18 protein-coding genes, 1 other RNA gene and 1 pseudogene are annotated in these 19,770 nt (G+C 67.2%); 13 read left to right on the top strand and 7 right to left on the bottom strand.

Features of this window, described 5'->3' with window-relative positions:
• The first annotated feature begins 18 nt into the window (after positions 1-18).
• The 9 genes from F462_RS02990 to F462_RS02950 all read left to right on the top strand — a co-directional run bounded on the left by F462_RS02990 (position 19) and on the right by F462_RS02950 (position 10,797).
• Positions 19-819, top strand: coding sequence for an ABC transporter ATP-binding protein (locus F462_RS02990; protein ID WP_019626341.1), 801 nt, complete (start codon positions 19-21; stop codon positions 817-819).
• Positions 819-3,299 (top strand): nitrite reductase large subunit NirB, encoded by a 2,481-nt coding sequence (gene nirB / locus F462_RS02985; RefSeq protein ID WP_038051445.1) that lies wholly within the window; start codon positions 819-821, stop codon positions 3,297-3,299. The genes F462_RS02990 and nirB overlap by 1 nt, the downstream gene beginning before the upstream one ends.
• On the top strand, positions 3,296-3,667 hold the full coding sequence (gene nirD / locus F462_RS02980) for a nitrite reductase small subunit NirD (protein WP_038051442.1): 372 nt from the start codon (positions 3,296-3,298) through the stop codon (positions 3,665-3,667). Before nirB ends, nirD begins: the two co-directional genes overlap by 4 nt.
• Before the next feature lies 1 nt (position 3,668).
• A complete protein-coding gene (locus F462_RS02975) occupies positions 3,669-6,359 on the top strand; it encodes a nitrate reductase (protein WP_038051439.1) in 2,691 nt (896 codons plus the stop codon).
• A gap of 2 nt (positions 6,360-6,361) precedes the next feature.
• The gene (cysG, locus tag F462_RS02970) at positions 6,362-7,819 is read left to right on the top strand and encodes a siroheme synthase CysG (protein ID WP_038051438.1); all 1,458 of its coding nucleotides are present in this window, start codon (positions 6,362-6,364) and stop codon (positions 7,817-7,819) included.
• On the top strand, positions 7,816-8,682 hold the full coding sequence (locus F462_RS02965; RefSeq protein ID WP_038051437.1) for a uroporphyrinogen-III synthase: 867 nt from the start codon (positions 7,816-7,818) through the stop codon (positions 8,680-8,682). The genes cysG and F462_RS02965 overlap by 4 nt, the downstream gene beginning before the upstream one ends.
• A gap of 49 nt (positions 8,683-8,731) precedes the next feature.
• Entirely contained in the window at positions 8,732-9,673 is a 942-nt protein-coding gene (locus F462_RS02960; protein WP_051918105.1) for an aldo/keto reductase, read from the top strand.
• A 102-nt stretch (positions 9,674-9,775) separates the two neighbouring features.
• Positions 9,776-10,435, top strand: coding sequence for a DUF6064 family protein (locus F462_RS02955; RefSeq protein WP_038051435.1), 660 nt, complete (start codon positions 9,776-9,778; stop codon positions 10,433-10,435).
• A gap of 89 nt (positions 10,436-10,524) precedes the next feature.
• On the top strand, positions 10,525-10,797 hold the full coding sequence (locus tag F462_RS02950) for a cupin domain-containing protein (RefSeq protein WP_038051433.1): 273 nt from the start codon (positions 10,525-10,527) through the stop codon (positions 10,795-10,797).
• A gap of 6 nt (positions 10,798-10,803) precedes the next feature.
• Here the strand turns inward: F462_RS02950 and F462_RS02945 are convergent, their stop codons facing one another.
• The 6 genes from F462_RS02945 to F462_RS02925 form a co-directional block, all read right to left on the bottom strand.
• Positions 10,804-11,481 carry a glutathione S-transferase family protein gene (locus F462_RS02945; protein ID WP_038051431.1) on the bottom strand — a complete coding sequence of 226 codons (678 nt, stop codon included), beginning with the start codon at positions 11,479-11,481 and terminating at the stop codon, positions 10,804-10,806.
• Between the two features lie 4 nt (positions 11,482-11,485).
• A complete protein-coding gene (locus tag F462_RS02940; protein ID WP_038051429.1) occupies positions 11,486-11,950 on the bottom strand; it encodes an EVE domain-containing protein in 465 nt (154 codons plus the stop codon).
• 19 nt (positions 11,951-11,969) lie between these two features.
• Entirely contained in the window at positions 11,970-12,620 is a 651-nt protein-coding gene (locus F462_RS02935) for a 5-formyltetrahydrofolate cyclo-ligase (RefSeq protein ID WP_038051427.1), read from the bottom strand.
• A gap of 26 nt (positions 12,621-12,646) precedes the next feature.
• Positions 12,647-12,832: non-coding RNA, 6S RNA (gene ssrS, locus F462_RS13160), on the bottom strand.
• 371 nt (positions 12,833-13,203) lie between these two features.
• On the bottom strand, positions 13,204-13,641 hold the full coding sequence (locus tag F462_RS02930) for a rhodanese-like domain-containing protein (protein WP_018875168.1): 438 nt from the start codon (positions 13,639-13,641) through the stop codon (positions 13,204-13,206).
• Positions 13,642-13,691: 50 nt separating this feature from the next.
• A complete protein-coding gene (locus tag F462_RS02925) occupies positions 13,692-14,201 on the bottom strand; it encodes a GlcG/HbpS family heme-binding protein (RefSeq protein ID WP_018875169.1) in 510 nt (169 codons plus the stop codon).
• 148 nt (positions 14,202-14,349) lie between these two features.
• Between F462_RS02925 and aroC the strand changes: the two genes are divergently transcribed.
• From aroC to dapB, 3 genes are all read left to right on the top strand, one after another.
• Positions 14,350-15,453, top strand: coding sequence for a chorismate synthase (aroC, locus tag F462_RS02920; RefSeq protein ID WP_018875170.1), 1,104 nt, complete (start codon positions 14,350-14,352; stop codon positions 15,451-15,453).
• Between the two features lie 39 nt (positions 15,454-15,492).
• Entirely contained in the window at positions 15,493-16,656 is a 1,164-nt protein-coding gene (locus tag F462_RS02915) for an MFS transporter (RefSeq protein ID WP_038051425.1), read from the top strand.
• A 71-nt stretch (positions 16,657-16,727) separates the two neighbouring features.
• A complete protein-coding gene (gene dapB, locus F462_RS02910) occupies positions 16,728-17,522 on the top strand; it encodes a 4-hydroxy-tetrahydrodipicolinate reductase (RefSeq protein WP_038051423.1) in 795 nt (264 codons plus the stop codon).
• Positions 17,523-17,744: 222 nt separating this feature from the next.
• Here dapB and F462_RS13935 read toward each other — a convergent pair.
• Positions 17,745-17,950 (bottom strand): annotated as a pseudogene (locus F462_RS13935) (hypothetical protein).
• A gap of 652 nt (positions 17,951-18,602) precedes the next feature.
• On the opposite strand from F462_RS13935, the gene carA reads away from it, so the two are divergent.
• Positions 18,603-19,736, top strand: coding sequence for a glutamine-hydrolyzing carbamoyl-phosphate synthase small subunit (gene carA / locus F462_RS02905; RefSeq protein WP_038051421.1), 1,134 nt, complete (start codon positions 18,603-18,605; stop codon positions 19,734-19,736).
• Positions 19,737-19,770 lie beyond the last annotated feature (34 nt).

Genomic DNA, 19,770 nt, shown 5'->3' with positions numbered 1-19,770 from the left:
CCTCACAGGAGAATCATCATGACCAGCTATCTCTCCATCGAACACGTCCACAAGACCTTTGGCGAAGGCCCGACGGCCAGCGAGGTGCTGCGCGACGTCGACCTGCACGTGGACCGCGGCGAGTTCATCTCCATCATCGGCCATTCCGGCTGCGGCAAGTCGACGGTGCTCAACATCGTCGCCGGGCTGCTGGAGACCAGCACCGGCGCGGTGATCCTGGACGGCAAGGAGGTCAGCAAGCCGGGTCCGGATCGCAGTGTCGTGTTCCAGAACCACTCCCTGCTGCCCTGGCTGACCGTGCGCGACAACGTGGCGCTGGCCGTGGACAAGACCTTCAAGGGCACCAAGTCCGCCGCCGAGCGCCGCGAGTGGATCCTGCAGACGCTGGATATGGTCGGCATGAGCCACGCGCTGGACAAGCGCCCGGACGAGATCTCCGGCGGTATGAAGCAGCGTGTGGGCATCGCCCGGGCGCTGGCGATGGAGCCGAAGGTCCTGCTGATGGACGAACCCTTCGGTGCGCTGGATGCGCTGACCCGGGCGCACCTGCAGGACGAGGTGATGCGCATCCAGTCGGAGCTGGGCAACACCGTGCTGATGGTCACCCACGACGTGGACGAGGCGGTGCTGCTGTCCGATCGCATCGTGATGATGACCAACGGCCCGGCCGCGACCATCGGCGAGATCCTGGAGATCGACCTGCCGAAGCCGCGCGAGCGCCTGGTGATGGCCGACAACGCGCAATACAACCACTACCGAGCCGAGGTGCTGCGCTTTCTCCACGAGCGCCACAAGAACCCCGAGTCGGAGGCCGCGTGATGGATACCGCGAACGAGAAGCCGCGGCTGGTCCTGATCGGCAACGGCATGGCCGGGATGCGTACGGTCGAGGAGCTGCTGAAGCTCAAGCCGGACATGTACGACATCACCGTGTTCGGTGCCGAGCCCTGGGGCAACTACAACCGCATCATGCTCTCGCCGGTGCTGGCCTCGGAGAAGACCGTCGACGAGATCATGCTGAACGACGATGCCTGGTATGCCGAACGCGGCATCACCCTGCACAAGGGCCGACGCATCGAGCGGATCGACCGCGTGAACCGGCGGGTGATCGCCGAGGACGGCACCGAGGCGCCCTATGACCGCCTGCTGCTGGCGACCGGCTCCGACCCGGTGATGATCCCGGTGCCGGGGCACGAACTGGAGGGCGTGGTCGCCTTCCGCGACATCCACGACGTGGACGCGATGCTCGCCGCCAGCGGCGCACACCAGCATGCGGTGGTGATCGGCGGCGGCCTGCTGGGCCTGGAGGCCGCCAACGGGCTGATGCGCCAGGGCATGGAGGTCACCGTGGTGCACCTGATGGACCACCTGATGGAGCGCCAGCTGGATGCCGAGGCCGCCGGGATGCTGCGCGGCTCGCTGGAGGAGCGCGGCATGCGTTTTCGCATGGCGCATCAGACCGAGACGATCCTGGGCGAGGGCCGCGTCACCGGCGTGCGCTTCACCGACGGCAGCGAGGTCGAGGCGGATCTGGTGGTGATGGCGGTCGGCATCCGCCCGAACACGGCGCTGGCCGAGTCCGCCGGGCTGCACTGCGAGCGCGGCGTGGTGGTGAACGACACGATGCAGACCTATGACCCGTCGATCTACGCGGTCGGCGAGTGCGTGCAGCACCGTGGCGCCACCTACGGCCTGGTCGCCCCGCTGTGGGAGCAGGCGAAGGTCTGCGCCAACCACCTGGCCGAGTACGGCATCGGGCGCTACGAGGGCTCGATGACCTCCACCAAGCTGAAGGTGACCGGGATCGACCTGTTCTCCGCCGGCGACTTCACCGGCGACGAGAACACCGAGGACCTGGTGTTCAAGGATGCCGCGCGCGGCGTCTACAAGCGCCTGGTGCTGAAGGACAACCGCATCCAGGGGGCCGTGCTGTACGGCGATACCCTGGACGGCTCCTGGTACTTCCAGCTGATGCGGGACGGAACGCCGGTGGCCGACATCCGCGAAAATCTGCTGTTCGGCCAGGCGCATATCGGCGACTCCGGTCACGGCGACGAGGCCTCGCGGGTCTCAGCCATGCCCGACGAGGCCGAGATCTGCGGCTGCAATGGCGTGTGCAAGGGCGAGATCGTCCAGGCGATCAGCGAGCACAAGCTGTTCACGCTGGAGGACGTGCGCGCCCACACCAAGGCGTCGAACTCCTGTGGCTCCTGCACCGGGCTGGTGGAGTCCGTGCTTGCCACCACGCTGGGCGGCGACTACTCCGACGCCCCGGCAAAAAAGCCGGTCTGCGCCTGCACCGATCACAGCCACGACGAGGTGCGTGCGGCCATTGCCCGCGACGGCCTGAAGACCATGGACGCGGTGTTCGAGGCACTCGACTGGAAGACCCCGAACGGCTGCCATGTCTGCCGTCCGGCGCTCAACTACTACCTGCTGGCGGCCTGGCCGAAGGACTACCAGGACGACGCCCAGTCGCGCTTTATCAACGAGCGCGCGCACGGCAACATCCAGAAGGACGGCACCTATTCCGTCGTGCCGCGCATCTGGGGCGGGGTGACCACGCCGGACGAGCTGCGCGCGATTGCCGAGGTGGCTGAGCGGTACCAGGTGCCCACGGTCAAGTTCACCGGCGGCCAGCGCATCGATCTGCTGGGGGTGAAGAAGGCCGACCTGCCGGCGATGTGGCGCGATCTCGGCGCCGCCGGGTTTGTCTCCGGCCATGCCTACGGCAAGGCCCTGCGCACGGTGAAGACCTGTGTCGGCTCCGAGTGGTGCCGCTTCGGCACCCAGGACTCGACCGGGCTCGGCATCCAGCTGGAGCGGATGACCTGGGGCTCCTGGACCCCGCACAAGTTCAAGATGGCGGTCTCCGGCTGTCCGCGTAACTGCGCCGAGGCGACGATCAAGGACCTGGGCGTGGTCTGCGTGGACTCGGGCTACGAGCTGCACGTGGGCGGCAACGGCGGGGTGAAGGTGCGCGCCACCGACTTCCTCTGCAAGGTGGAGACCGAGGCCGAGGTGCTCGAATACGCCGGGGCCTTTATGCAGTTCTACCGCGAAGACGCGCGCTACCTGGAACGCACCGCCCCGTGGATCGAGCGCGTCGGGCTGACCCGGGTGAAGGAACGCCTGGTGGACGACGCCGAGAACCGCGCGGCGCTGTACGCCCGCTTCCTGGAGTCGCAGGAGGTGGCGCAGGTGGACCCCTGGGCCGAACGCGCCGCCGGAAATGCGGCGCACGAGTTCATCCCGATCAAGCCGGTGGACGCGGCCCCGCGCCAGGGGGTGTCGGCATGAGCTGGCTTGCGATCTGTCCGCTCGAGGACATCCCGCCGCTGGGGGCCCGCGTGGTGGCGGGCCCGAACGGCGACATCGCCGTGTTCCGCACCGCGGATGACCGCGTGTTTGCCCTGCGCGACCAGTGCCCGCACAAGGGCGGGCCGCTGTCGCAGGGCATCGTCCACGGCGAGCGCGTGACCTGCCCGTTGCACAACTGGGTGATCGACCTGCAGTCCGGCGAGGCCACCGGGGCGGACAGTGGCTGCACCCATGCCTTCCCGATCCGGGTGACCGACGGTCAGGTGTGGCTGGACCTCTCCGGTGCCACGGCCCACTCCGCGGACGATTCCGCTGCGGCACCGGTCGCCTGCCGCGAGGCGGGCTGAGATGGCCACGGCTGAGCCGGTGACCCGCACCACCTGCCCCTATTGCGGGGTGGGCTGCGGCGTGGAGGTGACCGCGACGCCGGGCGGCGAGTTTCCGGTCGCGGTGCGCGGTGATCCCGCCCATCCGGCGAATGCCGGGCGCCTGTGCTCCAAGGGCGCGGCACTGGCCGAGACCCTCGGCGACGAGGGCCGGCTGCTGCACCCGGAGATCGGCGGGCGGCGTGTCGACTGGGAGGCCGCGCTGGATCATGTGGCGAACGGCTTTCGCGAGACCATCGCGGCACACGGGCCGGATGCGGTCGCCCTGTACGTCTCCGGGCAGATCCTGACCGAGGACTACTACGTCGCCAACAAGCTGATGAAGGGCTTCATCGGCTCGGCCAATATCGACACCAACTCCCGCCTCTGCATGTCCACGGCCGTGGCCGCCCACACCCGCACCTTCGGCGTGGACGGCGTGCCCGGGAGCTATACCGACCTCGAGCAGGCGGATCTGGTCGTGGTCACGGGCTCCAACATGGCCTGGGCCCACCCGGTCCTGTTCCAGCGCCTGCAGGCGGCCCGCGCGGCGCGCCCGGATATGAAGCTGGTGGTGATCGACCCGCGGCGCACGGCCACCGCCCAGGCGGCCGACCTGCACCTGCCGCTGGCGCCGGGCACGGATGGCTGGCTGTTCAACGGCCTGCTGGACCATCTGCGCCGGGAGGATGCGCTGGACCCCGGCTTCCTGGAGCGCCATGTCGACGGCTTCGCCGATGCCCTGGCGGCCGCGCGGGCCTCCAGCCCATCGATCGCCGCGACGGCAGAGGCCTGCGAGCTGGAGCCGGAGGACGTGGCGACGTTCTTCCAGTGGTTTGCCCGTACCGAGCGCACCGTGACCGCCTTCTGCCAGGGCATCAACCAGTCCGACAGCGGCGTGGACAAGGCTGGGACGATCCTCAATGTGCACCTGGCCACCGGCCGTATCGGGCGCGCGGGCATGGGCCCGTTCTCGCTGACGGGCCAGCCGAACGCGATGGGCGGGCGCGAAGTCGGCGGACTGGCCAGCCAGCTGGCCGCCCACATGGGCTTCGACGACGCGGCCCTGGACCGGGTCGGGCGTTTCTGGGGCGCACCGACCCTCGCGCGCCAGCCGGGGCTTAAGGCGCTGGACCTGTTCCGTGCGGTCGAGTCGGGGCAGGTGAAGGCGGTCTGGATCATCGGCACCAATCCGCTGTTCAGCCTGCCCGAGGCCGCGCGCTTCGAGCAGGCCCTGGCCGCATGCCCGCTGGTCGTGGTCTCCGACTGCGTGCGCGAGACCGAGACCACGCGGGTGGCCGACGTCCTGCTGCCGGCGACTACCTGGGGCGAGAAGGACGGCACGGTAACCAACTCCGAGCGCCGCATCTCGCGCCAGCGCCCGTTCCGGGCGCCCCCGGGCGAGGCCCGTCACGACTGGTGGGCGCTGGTCTGGGTCGCGCAGCGGCTGGGTTTCGCCGACGCCTTTCCCTACACCCGCCCGAGCGAAATCTTCCGCGAGCATGCGGCGCTGTCCGCCTTCGAGAACCACGGCACGCGCGACTTCGATATCGGCGCCCTGGCCGGGCTGTCCGACGCCGAGTACGAGGCCCTGGAGCCGGTGCAGTGGCCGCTGCCGGCGGGGAGTCGGACGGGCGCCGAACACCTCTATGCCGATGGCCGTTTCTTCACCGCCAATGGCCGGGCGCGGCTCGCGGCCGTGACTCCGCAGGCCCCGACCGACCCGGTCGCTGCCGACTATCCGCTGCGCCTGAACACCGGCCGCATCCGCGACCAGTGGCACAGCATGACCCGCACCGCACGCACCCCGCGCCTGAGCGCGCATCAGCCGGAACCGTTCGTCGAGATCCATCCGGTGGATGCCGGGCTGTTCCGTCTCCAGGGCGGCGATCTCGCCGAGGTGACCAGTCGCCACGGACGCCTGCTGGCGCGGGTACAGACTAGCCGCGAGCAGCGCCCGGGCAGCGTGTTCGTGCCCATGCACTGGAGCCGTCCGATCGCGCGGCTCGCCCGGGTCGATGCGCTGGTGCCCGCGCATGTCGACCCGGTCTCCGGCCAGCCGGCGTTCAAGCACACGGCCGTGGCTGTGCGCCCGGCGATGTTGGACTGGCACGGCTTCGTGCTGAGCCGCGAGCCGATCGCCGCGCCGGAGGCGGACTATGCGGTCACCGCCCGCGGTCCCCGACACCTGCGCACCGAACTGGCCGGGCGGGGCGCATTGCCCACGATGGATGCGTGGCGCGAACGCCTGGACGGGCCGGGGGAATGGCTGGAGTTCGCCGACCCCGCCGGGGGGCGCTACCGCGCCGCGCGGATCCATGAAGGGCGGCTCGCCTGCGTGCTGTTCGCGAGCCCCGACCGGGGCTTGCCCGAGCGCGAGTGGCTGGCCGGCCTGTTCGCGGCCGAGACGATCAGCGATACCGATCGCATGGCGCTCCTGACCGGGCGTCCACCGAACGGCCAGGCCGCGCGCGGGCGCATGGTCTGCGCCTGCTTCGGCGTGGACGAGACGCGCATCCGCACTGCGATCCGCGAGCAGGGGCTGGCCACCTGCGAGGCCGTGGGTTCGGCCCTTGAGGCGGGGACCAACTGTGGCTCCTGCCGACCCGAGATCCAGACCCTGTTGAACGAGGAAGCCGAGGCGCCCACGGACCCCGTGGCGCGGGAGGGATAAGCATGGAACACCTGCCGATCTATATGCAGTTGCACGGCCGCGAGGCCCTGGTGGTCGGGGCTGGACCGGTCGCCACGCGCAAGGCGGCGCTGCTGCTGGAGGCCGGGGCGCGGGTGCGCCTGCGGGCCCCCGAGTACAGCGACGCCGCCGAGCGCCTGCTGCGCGAGCAACCGGAGTCGATCAGCCGCGATCCGGGGGTCTATCACACCGAATGCCTGGATCGTGTGGCGATCGTGATCGCTTCCACCGACGATGCGGCGGTGAACCGCCAGGTCTCGGAGGATTGCGTTGCGCGCTCGATCCCGGTGAACGTCGCCGACCAGCCCGAGCTGTGCAGCTTCATCCTGCCGGCGATCGTCGAGCGCGGGCCGCTGACCATCGCGGTTGGCTCGGGTGGCCGCGCCCCGGTGCTGGTGCGCCTGCTGCGCGCGAAGATCGAGAGCCTGATCCCGGCCGGCTATGGCCGGCTGGCCGATCTCGCCGGGCGGCTGCGCGACCGGGTGCGCGCCCGTTTCGATCATGTAAACGCCCGCCGCGCCTTCTGGGAGCGGGCCTTTGCCGGGCCCGCCACCGAGCTGGCCCTGGCCGGTCGCATGGACGCGGCCGAGGCGCGCCTGGAGCAGGAACTGGCGGACGGCGCGGCTAGCACGCCGGGCGAGGTCTACCTGATCGGCGCCGGGCCGGGCGATCCCGACCTGCTGACCTTTCGCGCGCTGCGCCTGCTGCAGCAGGCGGATGTGGTCGTCTACGACCGGCTGGTGTCCTCCGAGGTGGTGAACCTGGCCCGGCGCGAGGCCGAGCGCTTCTATGTCGGCAAGGAGCGCGACCACCACTGCGTGCCGCAGGAGGAGATCAGCGCGCTGCTCTCCCGGCTGGCGCGCGAGGGCAAGCGGGTGGCGCGGCTGAAGGGCGGCGACCCGTTCGTGTTCGGCCGTGGTGGCGAGGAGCTGGACGTGCTGGCGCGCGACGGCGTGGCCTACCAGGTCGTGCCCGGCATTACCGCGGCCAGTGGCTGCGCCGCCTATTCGGGGATCCCGCTGACCCATCGTGATCATGCCCAATCCGTGCGGTTCATTACCGGGCATACGCGCGAGGGCCGCCTGGATGTGGACTGGGACCAGCTAAACAATCCACATGAGACGCTGGTGTTCTACATGGGACGGCGCGCCCTGCCGGCAATCTGCCAGGGCCTGAAGGGGGTGGCGCAGCGCGCCGGGTCCACCCCGGCCGCGATCATCGAGAATGGCACCACTAACCAGCAACGGGTGGTGTCGGGCACATTGGATACGCTGGCCGCCCAGGCGGAGCGCGCTGGGGTCGGTTCGCCGAGTCTGATCGTGGTGGGCGATGTGGCGGCCTGCCACCAGCGCCTGGCCTGGTTTAAACCGGATGTCGGTGCCGATGCCGCCTTCCCGCAGCCGATGCCAGAGCCGCAGACGCCGGCCGCGAGCGCCGCGTGACGGCCGTCGCTCAGGAGGTGGGGCAGGCAGTGACGGGCGAACTGGCCGGACGTCGGATTGCCATCCCGGAAAGTCGCGCCCTGGAGGTGCTGGCTGGTCTGCTGGAGCGGCGTGGGGCCAAGGTGTGGCGCTGTCCGCTGGTGGCAATCCACGATAGTCCGGATCGCACGGCGGTCGAGGCCTGGCTGCGCGAGGCGATTGAACGGCCATTCGACCGGATGATCTTCCTGACCGGCGAGGGCTTTACCCGCCTGACCGGTTTTGCCCAGCGCTCCGGCCTGGAAGGCCCGTGGCTGGCGGCCGTGGGCGCGACCCCGACCTTGGTGCGCGGGCCGAAACCCGGAAGGGCGATGAAGCCGTTCGGCGTGGTGCCGGATACGGTGGCCGCAGTGCCGACCACGGAGGGCATCATCCACACCCTGGCCGAGGTGGGTCTGGCTACCGGCAAGGACATGGCGCCACGCATCGGCGTTCAGCTCTATGGGGAGGAACCCAACTGGAGATTGGTCGACTTCCTCGAGAACCGTGGGGCCGAGGTGCGCTGCGTGGCGCCTTATCGCTACGCGGATGGTGCAGAAACCGATCGTGTGGCGGAATTGGTCGTGGCCCTGGCCGATGGGAGACTGGATGCCATCGCCTTCACCAGCCAGGCCCAGGTCCGGCGGTTGTTGCGCGTTGCAAGAGATCTGAGGTGCGAAGAAGCGCTCATTGCCGCTCTGCATCGAACCGTGGTGGCTGCTATTGGCCCGGTGGTTGCAAACGAGCTGCGCTCGGCGGGTATCGTGCCCGGTGTAATCCCGGACGCCCAGTACTTCATGAAGCCCCTGGTCACGGCGCTGTCGAAGCATTGGTCGGGAACTTGAGGCCCGTGGCTGGAGACCACGTAAACAAGTTCCTCGTAATGGGTGAGGCATGTCTATGGTCGACCACGGGCAGTCCCGGCGCTCCTTTTTACGATGGGTGGCTGGTTCGCTAGCGGGTGCATGGGCCGGCATCCCTCTGCTGACAAATGCCAACGAGGGGCGGGTGCCGAACCTGAAGCCGATTCCGTCGTCGGGTGAGGAGATCCCGGTGATCGGGATGGGGACGTGGATTACCTTCAACGTGCCGGAGAGCCCGGATCCGCTGGCGGTGCGTACGGAAATTCTGGACACGTTCTTTCGGCGTGGCGGCGGCATGATCGACTCCTCTCCGATGTACGGACGCGCCGAAGCGGTGGTAGGCCATGGCCTGCGCGAGCTGGACTACCCCGAGGGCCTGTTTGCGGCGACCAAGGTCTGGACCCGAAGTACCTCCACGGGGCGCGAGCAGCAAGCGGATTCCCTGGACCTGTGGGGTGTGAGTCGCCTGGACCTGCAGCAGGTGCACAACCTGCAGAACTGGGAGGCGCACCTTGAGACGCTGCGCGAACGGCGCGAGGCCGGGGAGATTCGCTACATCGGTATCACCACGTCGCATGGGCGGCGGCATGACGAGATGGAACGGATCATGCACTCGGAGGACCTCGATTTCGTGCAGCTGACCTACAACATCCTGGATCGCCAGGCGGAGCAGCGCCTGCTGCCGTTGGCGGCCGAGCGCGACATTGCGGTCATCGCCAACCGCCCGTTTCGGCGCAAGGCGTTGATCGAGCGTTTTGAAGGGCACCCGCTGCCGGATTGGGCGGACGAGATCGAGTGCGAGAACTGGCCACAGTTTCTGCTCAAGTTCATCGTGTCCCATCCGCATGTCACCTGCGCGATACCGGCGACTTCGGTGGTCGCGCACATGGAGGAGAATATGGGTGCCCTGTACGGGCCCCTGCCGGATGCCGACATGCGCGAACGCATGGTCGCCTACGTCGGCGACCTGTAGGAGGCCAGCCCTCTGGCCGATTCGGCGTGCGACAAGACTTATCGGCCAGAGGGCTGGCCTCCCACAGTAATGATCTTCAACCCACGGATACGGGGTAGATAAATGCTGCCGTTTGACGGACCCACCTGGCTGGCGATTCTCGACCAGTACAACCAGGCGATCTGGCCGCTGCATGGGGTGGCGGCCTTGTTCGTGCTGGTATCGATCGCGATGGCGCTTTTCAGTGGGCATTTCGCGGGTCGCGCGATCGGACTGTTGATGGGCGTGCTGTGGGCCTGGATCGGACTGACGTTCTTTGGTGGTTCGCTGGCGCCGTATCACTTCGCCGCCCATTGGCTGGCTGGGGTGTTCGTGGCGCAGGGGTTGATGATGGTGTTCGCCCTGACGGTGATGGGGCGCGGTGCCTTCGCCTGGCCCGGCGGATGGGCGGGTTTGTTGGCCGTTGTACTGATGTTTTACGCAGTCGTCGCCTATCCCCTGGTTGGACTTGCGCTAGGGGATACGTCCTGGTCGCAACTGTCGTATGTGGGGGTGGCGCCGGGCCCGACCATGTTGCTGACCCTGGGGTTGTTGCTGCTCGGGTACCCGCGACCGCCGCTGATCCTGGCGATCATCCCGTGTCTCTGGGCGCTGGTCACCGCCTATATGGCCTGGGAACTGGGAATGCCCCTCGATTACATATCGGCCGGACTCGGCATTGTGGCTTTCGTGCTGCTGGTTGTGCGCCGTTTCCGGCGCGAGGAGAGGCGGCTGTTTCGATAGCCCGGATTGCCCGGGCTGGCCGGTGACGCAGCGAGACGGTAGGGTCTTGCGCGATTCCCAATACGACGCAGCGCAACGCAGGAGGCGCCATGTCCATTGAAGTCATCCATCGCCCCGAGCACGATCACCTGGAACGCCTGGGGGTGTTCGACTGGCCCGTCTGGGAGAAGGAGGTCTCGAGCTTTCCCTGGCACTACGACGAGCGCGAGGTCTGCTACATCCTGGAAGGTCAGGTGACGGTGACGCCAGAGATGGGCGATCCGGTGACGGTCGGCGAGGGTGATCTGGTTACCTTCCCGGCCGGCATGGCCTGCACCTGGGAAATCCACCGCGATATCCGCAAGCACTACCGCTTCGGCTGAGTTTCCTTACCGGGCGAGCCAGTGGGTGTCGAGGGGGGTGTTGAAGGTCTCCTCGACGCGGCGCAGGTAGTAGAGCATGTCGACGGGCAGGTTGATGCCGTCGTGCATCTGCAGGGGATAGAGGTCGGCGGCGATCACGCAGTCGGCGATCGACGGCTGGCCAAGGTAGAAGCGGTTGGCGGCCAGGTGCTTGGCCAGCTCCGGCAGGTGGCTGAGCTTGGCGAGCTGGTTGTAGCCGTCATAGCGGTCGTTGGCGAGTTCTTCCAGCGCCATGCCGAAGCGGTGCTGCACGTGGGCCTTGAAGTCGGCCAGGGCCTCGGCGCTCTCGCCGATGCCGTGAAAGCCCGGCGCCAGCGGGGCGTAGAGTCGATCCAGCACGATCTCCACCTTGGCGCGCCAGTCGACGAGTGCCTGCCAGGCATCCTCGGCAATCACGCCTTCAGATAACGGCTCGCCGGTTGGGAACAGGCGGTCGATGTCGCGCAGCACCGTGAGCGTATTGGTGTGCACGACGCCGTCGTCGGTTTGCAGGATCGGCGACTGGCGCGCCACGCCCAGTTCGAAGAAGGTCTCGTCGTCGAACCAGTCTAGCGGGCGGGTCTGAAGTCGCACCCCTTTGTAGCCGAAGGCCAGGCGCAGGCGGTCGGCCTTCGCGTCGTGCGGGAAGTGGTAGACCGTGGCCACGCGCTTACTGGCCGCGCTGGGCGTGGCTCAGGATGAAGTCCCACTGGTCCTGGGTGATGGGCATGACCGACAGGCGGTTGCCGCGGCGCACCAGCGGGCAGTCCTCGAGCTGCGGCTGCTGCTTCAGCCAGTCGAGGGTGATGATGTCGCCGAATTTTTCCTCGAAGGCGACGTCGACCCGCAGCCAGCGCGGGTTGTCCGGGTCGCTCTTCGGGTCGTAGTGCGGGTCTTCGGGGTCGAAGGCGCAGGAGTCCGGGTAGGCCTCTTTCTCGATGCGCAGGATGCCGACGATGCCCGGGGGCTTGGCGTTGGAGTGGTAGAAGAAGGCCAGATCGCCCTTCTTCATCTCGTCGCGCATCATGTTGCGCACCTGGTAGTTGCGGATGCCGTCCCAGGGCTCCACGCCCACGCGTTCCAGGTCGTCGATGCTGAACTCGTCGGGCTCGGACTTCATCAGCCAGTAGGCCATGCGTCTTCCTCGTGCGGTATCAGGGGTTGAGCGTATTGTGCCGCGGGCGATCGGGCAGCGCATGCCAGCCTTGCTCCGTGACGACACCATCCAGGGGTACATCCCAGGGCTGCGTCGGGAGGACGGGCACACCCTGCAGCGAATGGGCCACGCCGATCAGTTTCGGTCGCCGGATGCCGAAGCGGCGCCGGGCGAAGTAGCGGTCGTAGTAGCCCGCGCCCATGCCCATGCGATTGCCGGCACTGTCGAAGGCGACCAGCGGCATCAGTACCACCTGCATCTCGCGGCGCCAGATGCGCGCGGCATCCGCGCAGGGCTCGGCGATGCCGAAGCCGTTGTGGCACAGCGCGTCGCCCGGGGCCCAGGCGTGGAAATGCATGCGCCCAGGGCGTTTGTCATCCATCACCGGTAGTGCAACGCGAGTGCCGCGTTGGGCGAGGGCGACCGTTAACGGGGTCAGGTCGACCTCGCCGCGCAGCCCGCGGTAGGCGCCGACGCAGCGCGGCTGCCAGCGCTCGAACCAGCGCAGCAGGTGGGCGCAGATCGCGGCGGAATGGCCGTCGAGTTGGTGATCGGACAATGCAGCGCGTTCACGGCGCAGACGCAGGCGCAGGGCGCGCAGATCGTCGGGCGATAGCGAGTCGTGGACGGAGGCGATTTCCGAAGACATAGGAAGCGAGCTTGAAAAGAAGTGGACGCGCCCCGCGGGCGCCGGTGTGACCTTCGACCTTGAACCTGAGGTTCAGGTGGGAGAAGTCTCCGAATCTTTAGGCTTTCCGCTCGAAGACGGACCTGCACAGCGAAACGGAAGTACTCGGTCCCGTGGTGAAGAATTAAGGCTCAAGGGTACCACCAGGCCACTTTCGAACGCCGCAGTAACGCGTCCGGTTCCATTATGGACCAATCCCCCCAGGCTGCGTGCAACCCCCGTTACAGTAGGGGAAACTGCGGCTCTAGGGAAACACTGATGAATGTACACGCTCGCGCTCGAGTCGCTTTTGCGTGCGAACAAGGCGCGGTGACTGCCGTGCAGTCATTCTGCACAAGGGAGCCGCAACGCTGCGCGCGCGCCCGTTTTCGATTAACAACGGGCGGCCGAGCCCCTGCTTTCAATGGTTTGTGGGGTTGGCACCCCAGGTTCCCCGATCCTGCGTTGCGCCGCTTACGGGTAGAACCACTACCCGCTACGCGACGCGCCTTGTCTCGGAAAACCTGGGGTACCAACGCGAGCGCGTACATTCATCAGTGTTTCCCTAGCACTGTTCCCAGGGGAGGCCGTGGTAACGCCAGCCACCGCGTGTCGAGCGGCGATGGTGTTCGTCCAGCGGGCCTTCGAAGCCCTCTTCAACCGAGTAGACATGTTCGATGCCAGCGTCCACAAGGGCTTGACCGGCGTCCAGTGTGCGCTTGCCACTGCGGCAGATCAGATACAGGGCCGGCGCCTCGTCGGTGTGGTCACTGACCCCGCCCAGGAGGAGCTTGCGCACCTGGGGCACGAAGTGAGGGTTCACGGTCCAGTCGGGCTCATCGATCCATGGGATGTGAATCGATCCGGTGGGGTGGCCGACGAATAAATGCTCCATGGTCGAGCGGACGTCGATCAGCAAGTCGCGCGGGCGGTTCTGCAGACGCTCGTAAGCTTCGATCGGAGAAATCCTTTCGGGGGCTCGGGATGGATGATCTGAGGTCATGGTTTGAATCCGGGACTTGAGGTGGGCGCCATCCGTGGCGCTCGCGTTGCCTACATGGCGAAGTCGAGGCGCTCCTGCACCCGGTCGATCCCCGCCTGGGCGCATTCCTCGTCGAGGTCGCCGCCTGGCGCACCGGAGACCCCAACGGCACCGACCATGCTGCCCGCGGCTTCGATCGGCAGGCCGCCGGCCAGCATGATGATGCCGTCGACGTGGTTCATCTCCATGCGAATGTCTTCACGGTTATCGCGGAAGTTGCCCGAACTGGTGCCGGACATCGTCACCGCACGCGCCTTGTCGCCGGCGATCTGGATGGTCTGCACACCGGCCATGCGGTCGCGCATCACGACCTGGTCGTTACCACTGCGATCGACCACGACGGCCGTGGCTCGATGGCCCATCTCGCGGCAGGCTTCGACTGCACCCATGGCGATGTCGTTGGCCAGTTCCAGGGTCATGAAGCGTTGGGTGTAGATGTCGTCGGCCTGAGCCGTGCTGGCCAGGCCAAGGCAGACCGCAGCAATGGCGCCCGTGGCCAGGCGTGACAGGGGTTTCGGCATGATGATCCTCCTCGTCTTGTTAGGTGGTGCCAGTCGATCATGGCAGATAGGGGACGTGCGTGCCGAGTTCGCCATTCCGCCTGCGACTGACCGGCTTCGCGGTGGGGGAACAGGCGACAGCCGCGCCACCCGCGGCTACACTACGCGCATGTCGGGAAACAGCTATGGGCGACTCTTCGTCGTCAGTACCTTTGGTGAGAGTCACGGGCCAGCCCTGGGCGCGGTGGTGGACGGCTGTCCGCCCGGTCTGGAGCTGTGCGAGGCGGACCTGCAGTTCGACCTGGACCGGCGCCGTCCGGGGCAGTCGCGCCACACTACCCAGCGGCGCGAGCCGGATCAGGTGCGCATCCTGTCCGGGGTGTTCGAGGGACGCACGACCGGCACGCCGATCGGCCTGCTGATCGAGAACGTCGATCAGCGCTCCAAGGACTACAGCGAGATCAAGGATCGCTTCCGTCCCGGGCATGCCGATTACACCTATCACCAGAAATACGGCCAGCGCGACTATCGTGGCGGCGGGCGCAGCTCGGCGCGCGAGACCGCGCTGCGGGTGGCGGCAGGTGGTATCGCCCGGCGTTATCTGGAGCAGCGCTACGGCATCACCATCCGCGGCTGGTTGTCGCAGTTGGGTCCGATCCCTCTTGAGGCAAAGCAGCCGGAGACCGCCAACGACAACCCGTTTTTCTCCCCGGACCCGGACAAGGTGCCGGAGCTCGAGGACTACATGGACGCCCTGCGCAAGTCGGGCGATTCCATCGGCGCGCGGGTGACGGTCGAGGCGACCGGGGTCCCGGCCGGTTGGGGCGAGCCGGTGTTCGACCGTCTGGATGCTGAGCTGGCGCACGCCCTGATGAGCATCAACGCGGTGAAGGGCGTGGAGATCGGCGCGGGCTTCGAATCGGTGACCCAGCGCGGCACCGAGCACCGCGACGAGATCACCCCCGAGGGCTTCCTGTCCAATCATGCCGGCGGGGTGCTGGGCGGGATCAGTACGGGGCAGGCGGTGCGGGCCAGCATCGCCATGAAGCCGACCTCCAGCATCCGTTTGCCCGGGCGCAGCATCAATACCGCCGGCGAGCCGGTGGAGGTGGTTACCAAGGGTCGCCATGACCCTTGTGTCGGCATCCGCGCGACCCCGATCGCCGAGGCGATGATGGCCCTGGTGCTGATGGACCATGCCCTGCGCCATCGCGCACAAAACGCCGATGTGCCCGACACCGGCCTGGAGCTGCGCGACCACCCGGACGTATGACGCGGATCCCGCGTCGCCCCATGACCCGGTGACGGCCCCATGAGGGTGACGCAGAACGTGCGCCTGTCCGGCGTCTACTTCTTCTACTTCGCCAGTCTCGGTGCCTTCATGCCGTTCTGGGGGCCGTATCTCTCCGAGGAGGGGTTCAGCGGCGCCCAGATCGGCGAGCTGATGGCGATCGTACTGGCGACCAAGATCATTGCCCCCAACGTCTGGGGCTGGCTGGCCGATCGCGCGGGCGCGCACATGCCAGTCGCGCGCTGGGGTGCGCTGGGCGGGGCCGTAGCCTTTTCCGGGGTGTTGCTCTACACCGGGTACTGGTGGTTGGCGGTGGTGATGGCCGCCTACAGCTTCTTCTGGAACGCGATCCTGCCGCAGTTCGAGGCGACCACCATGCGCTCGTTGGGGCAGGATGCCCACCGCTATGCACTGGTCCGGCTGTGGGGGTCGGTGGGCTTTATCGTCGCCGTCGCGTTGCTCGGCTGGGCGTTCGATCACATCGCCGTGGCCTGGCTGCCGTGGATCGTGCTGGCGGTGCTGATTGCGGTGGTGGTGGCGTCCCAGTTTGTCCGCGAACCCGAGCGCGATCACCACGCGGACAATAACGCCCCACCGCTGATGTCGGTGTTGCGCCGCCCCGAGGTGATCGCGCTATTCGTGGCCTGCTTCTTCATGCAGGCCAGCCACGGCCCGTATTACGCCTTCTTTACCCTGTATCTGGAGGAGGCCGGGTATTCGCGCTCGGTGGCCGGACAGTTGTGGGCGCTGGGGGTCGCGGCCGAGGTGGTGCTGTTCCTGCTGATGCCGCGGTTGATCCTGCGCTTTGGTGCTTGGCTGTTGGTCTCCGCGGCACTGGTGCTGACCACAATGCGGTGGGGGTTGCTGGCGGCGGTACCGGAATCCCTGCCGATGTTGCTGTTCATTCAGGTCCTGCATGCGGCTAGCTACGGGGTCTATCATGCGGCGGCGATCTCGCTGATTCACTACTTCTTCCCTGGGCGGTTGCAGGGGCGCGGGCAGGCCCTCTATTCCTCGCTGGCCTTCGGGCTGGGCGGCGCGATGGGGTCGCTGGTCGCCGGTTACATGTGGGATGGCATCAGTCCGGCCTCGGTCTATGTGTTCGCGGCCTTCCTGGCCGCCGCGGGCGTCATCGCCTCGGTGTACGGGGAGTGGCGCTTCCGTACGCCGGTGCGGACGTTGTGACTGGCGCATTGCGATAAAGCTTCGTAGGGTGCGCGTAACCCGATGGAACGACAGAACTCGATGGAGCAACGATGATTCGAATTGCGATTGCAGGCGCGAGCGGGCGCATGGGCCAGAACCTGGTGCAGGCGGTGGACGAACACCCCGAAGCCCGGTTGGGGGCGGCCAGTGAGCGCCCGGGCAGCGATTCTATTGACCAGGGTGTGGGGCAGGAGGGTCAGGTGCGCGTGGTCGATGATCTAGCGCGTGTGGCGGACGACTTCGACGTGCTGATCGATTTCACCAGCCCTCAGGCGACGATGCAGCATCTCGATCTGTGTGCCCGCGCCGGCAAGGCCCTGGTGGTCGGGACCACGGGGCTGGACGCGGAGCAGGAGCAACGGCTGCGCGATGCCGGTCGCGATCTGCCGGTCGTCTATGCCCCGAACATGAGTGTCGGGGTCAATCTGACCTTCAAGCTGGTGGAGCTGGCCGCGCGGGCGTTGGGTGACAGCGTGGATGTGGAGATCCTGGAGGCGCATCACCGGCACAAGGTGGATGCCCCGTCCGGGACGGCGCTGAAGCTTGGCCGTGTGGTGGCCGAGACCCTGGGGCGTGATCTGGAACACGATGCGGTCTACGGCCGAGAGGGCCAGACCGGTGCCCGTGACCGGCGCACCATTGGCTTTGCCACGGTCCGAGGTGGTGACATTGTGGGCGAGCACACGACGCTGTTCGCCGGTGACGGCGAGCGTGTGGAGATCACCCACAAGGCCTCCAGCCGAACGGTGTTTGCGTCCGGTGCGGTGCGCGCTGCCGTCTGGCTGGCCGGCGCCGGCAACGGGCTGTTCGATATGCAGGATGTGCTGGGCCTGCGCGACCTCTAGTCGGTTGGGGCTCCGTTTGGCGAAGGCTAGGCCTGGTTCGTCCTCCGGTGTTTACGGTGCCTCCGGTCCACAACCTGCCGAGCGCTGACTCGCCAGCGCGCCGCGAGGTCCTTTCTTGCTTGCCCAAGAAAGGACCCAAAGAAGGGCACCCGGATTTCGCCCGGGAACCTTGCTCCAGGGCTCCCGGGCCGGCGGCGCTGAACTCGCTACGCTGCGCTTCGCTCAGACATCCAGCGCCTTCTCCCGGCCCATCACGCCCTCCACGAGGGGCTCCATACGGGGGGAGGAAGGTCAAAACAGGAGGTATCCCAACCTTCCTGCCTAACCTCGCTCATCGCTGTTCGAAAGCCCCCCGGCGCCCGCGTTGCGGGCGCGGCACGCTATGGCCGCAGGCCGAGCGTGCCCAAGATGTTCGAAGACCTAGCTATCTTCCACTGGCAAGACCGTCGGGACGGCCGTTGTCTTGACCTTGAGCCCCCCGTTGTCGTCGTGCCGAGTGGAGAGGGTTTTCGCGGGAGACAAGGCGCTGGATGTCTGAGCGGAGCCGAAGGCGCAGCGAGTTCAGCGCCGCCCGCGAAAAGCCTCGGAGCGAGGGAAACCCCGGCCCGCTCCGCGGGCCGGGGTCGCGGCAGTCGGGCGTGTTTCTTGGGTACTTCTTTGCACGAGCAAAGAAGTACCTCGCGGTGCGCTCGCGAGAGAGCGCGTGGCAGGCGGCCGGCCGAAGCCACCGTAAACATCGAGCGATGAACCAGGGCCAGCCTCAAAGGCCAGGCGTCGCCACGGAGTTTCGGCTCCATACCCTGGGCCAGGTAGGGAACATTCGGATTCGAAAAGCGGGCGACGAGTGGAGGGCGGAGACGCCGGAAGTGGGGATCTCGTTGGACGCCGCGCGCGGCGCTCGCGTACACTTGAAACCGAATATGCACCCGTCACCCGGCCGGCGTGCCGCTGCTGTCCGCGGGGTCCGATCCCTGACGGAGCGGCCCTGTCGAGGGCGGGTCGAAGGTTCCCGATCGCAATCATATAGCTGCCGGCCCCAAGGGTCCGGTGGCATGGCTCTAGACCATCCGGAGGTCCCCCGTGTCCGCGCCTGCTCTGCTCGTCCTGGAAGATGGCACTGTGTTTCATGGTCAGGCGATTGGCGCCCTGGGCCAGACGGTTGGCGAGGTGGTCTTCAACACTGCGATGACCGGCTACCAGGAGATCCTGACGGATCCGTCCTATCATCGGCAGATGGTCACGCTGACCTATCCCCATATCGGCAACACCGGGACCACACCGGAAGATGACGAGTCCGCGCGAGCCTACGCCGCGGGGCTGATCATCCGCGATCTCCCGCCATTGGTGTCGAACTGGCGCTCGCGCGAGTCCTTGCCAGACTACCTCCTGCGCCACGGCATCGTGGCGATCTCCGCGATCGATACCCGCAAGCTGACCCGGATTTTGCGCGAGAAGGGCGCGCTGAACGGTTGCATCCAGGCCGGCGATGTCGACGAGGCATCGGCGCTCGCGGCTGCACGCGAGTTCCCCGGGATCAAGGGGATGGACCTGGCGCGCGAGGTGACCACGCGGAACCGCTACGAGTGGCTGGAAGGGACCTGGCAGCTCGGCGAGGAGCCGAAGCAAGTAGACCCGGATACTGCCGACTACCATGTGGTGGCCTACGACTTCGGCATGAAACAGAACATCCTGCGGATGCTAGCGGATCGTGGCTGTCGCGTGACCGTGGTCCCGGCCGAGACGACAGTCGACGAGGTGATGGAGCTCAAGCCAGACGGCATCTTCCTGTCCAATGGACCGGGCGATCCCGAACCTTGCACCTACGCGATCGAGACGATTCGCGATTTCTGCGAACGCAAGGTCCCGTTGTTCGGGATTTGCCTGGGGCACCAGTTGCTGGGGATCGCCAGTGGCGGCAAGAGCGTGAAGATGAAGTTCGGCCACCACGGGGCGAACCATCCGATCCGCCACGAGGCCAGCAAGCGGGTCATGATCTCGTCGCAGAACCACGGCTTTGCGGTTGACGAGGACAGCCTGCCCGAGACGCTGACACCGACTTACCGATCGCTGTTCGACGGCACGCTGCAGGGCATCGCCCGTACCGACTGCCCGGCGTTCAGCCTGCAGGGTCACCCCGAGGCCAGCCCGGGGCCACATGACGTGTCTCCGGCATTCGACGACTTCGTCGAGATGATGCGCACCGCGCGCGGCTAGGCCGTTCCCCGATTTTCCGATTTTGACAGCCTGC

It is taken from the genome of Thioalkalivibrio sp. ALJ1 (assembly GCF_000745395.1).
Classification (GTDB): Bacteria; Pseudomonadota; Gammaproteobacteria; order Ectothiorhodospirales; family Ectothiorhodospiraceae; genus Thioalkalivibrio.
Note: the sequence above shows the minus strand (reverse complement) of the source record. Positions and strands in the feature narration are given on the sequence as shown.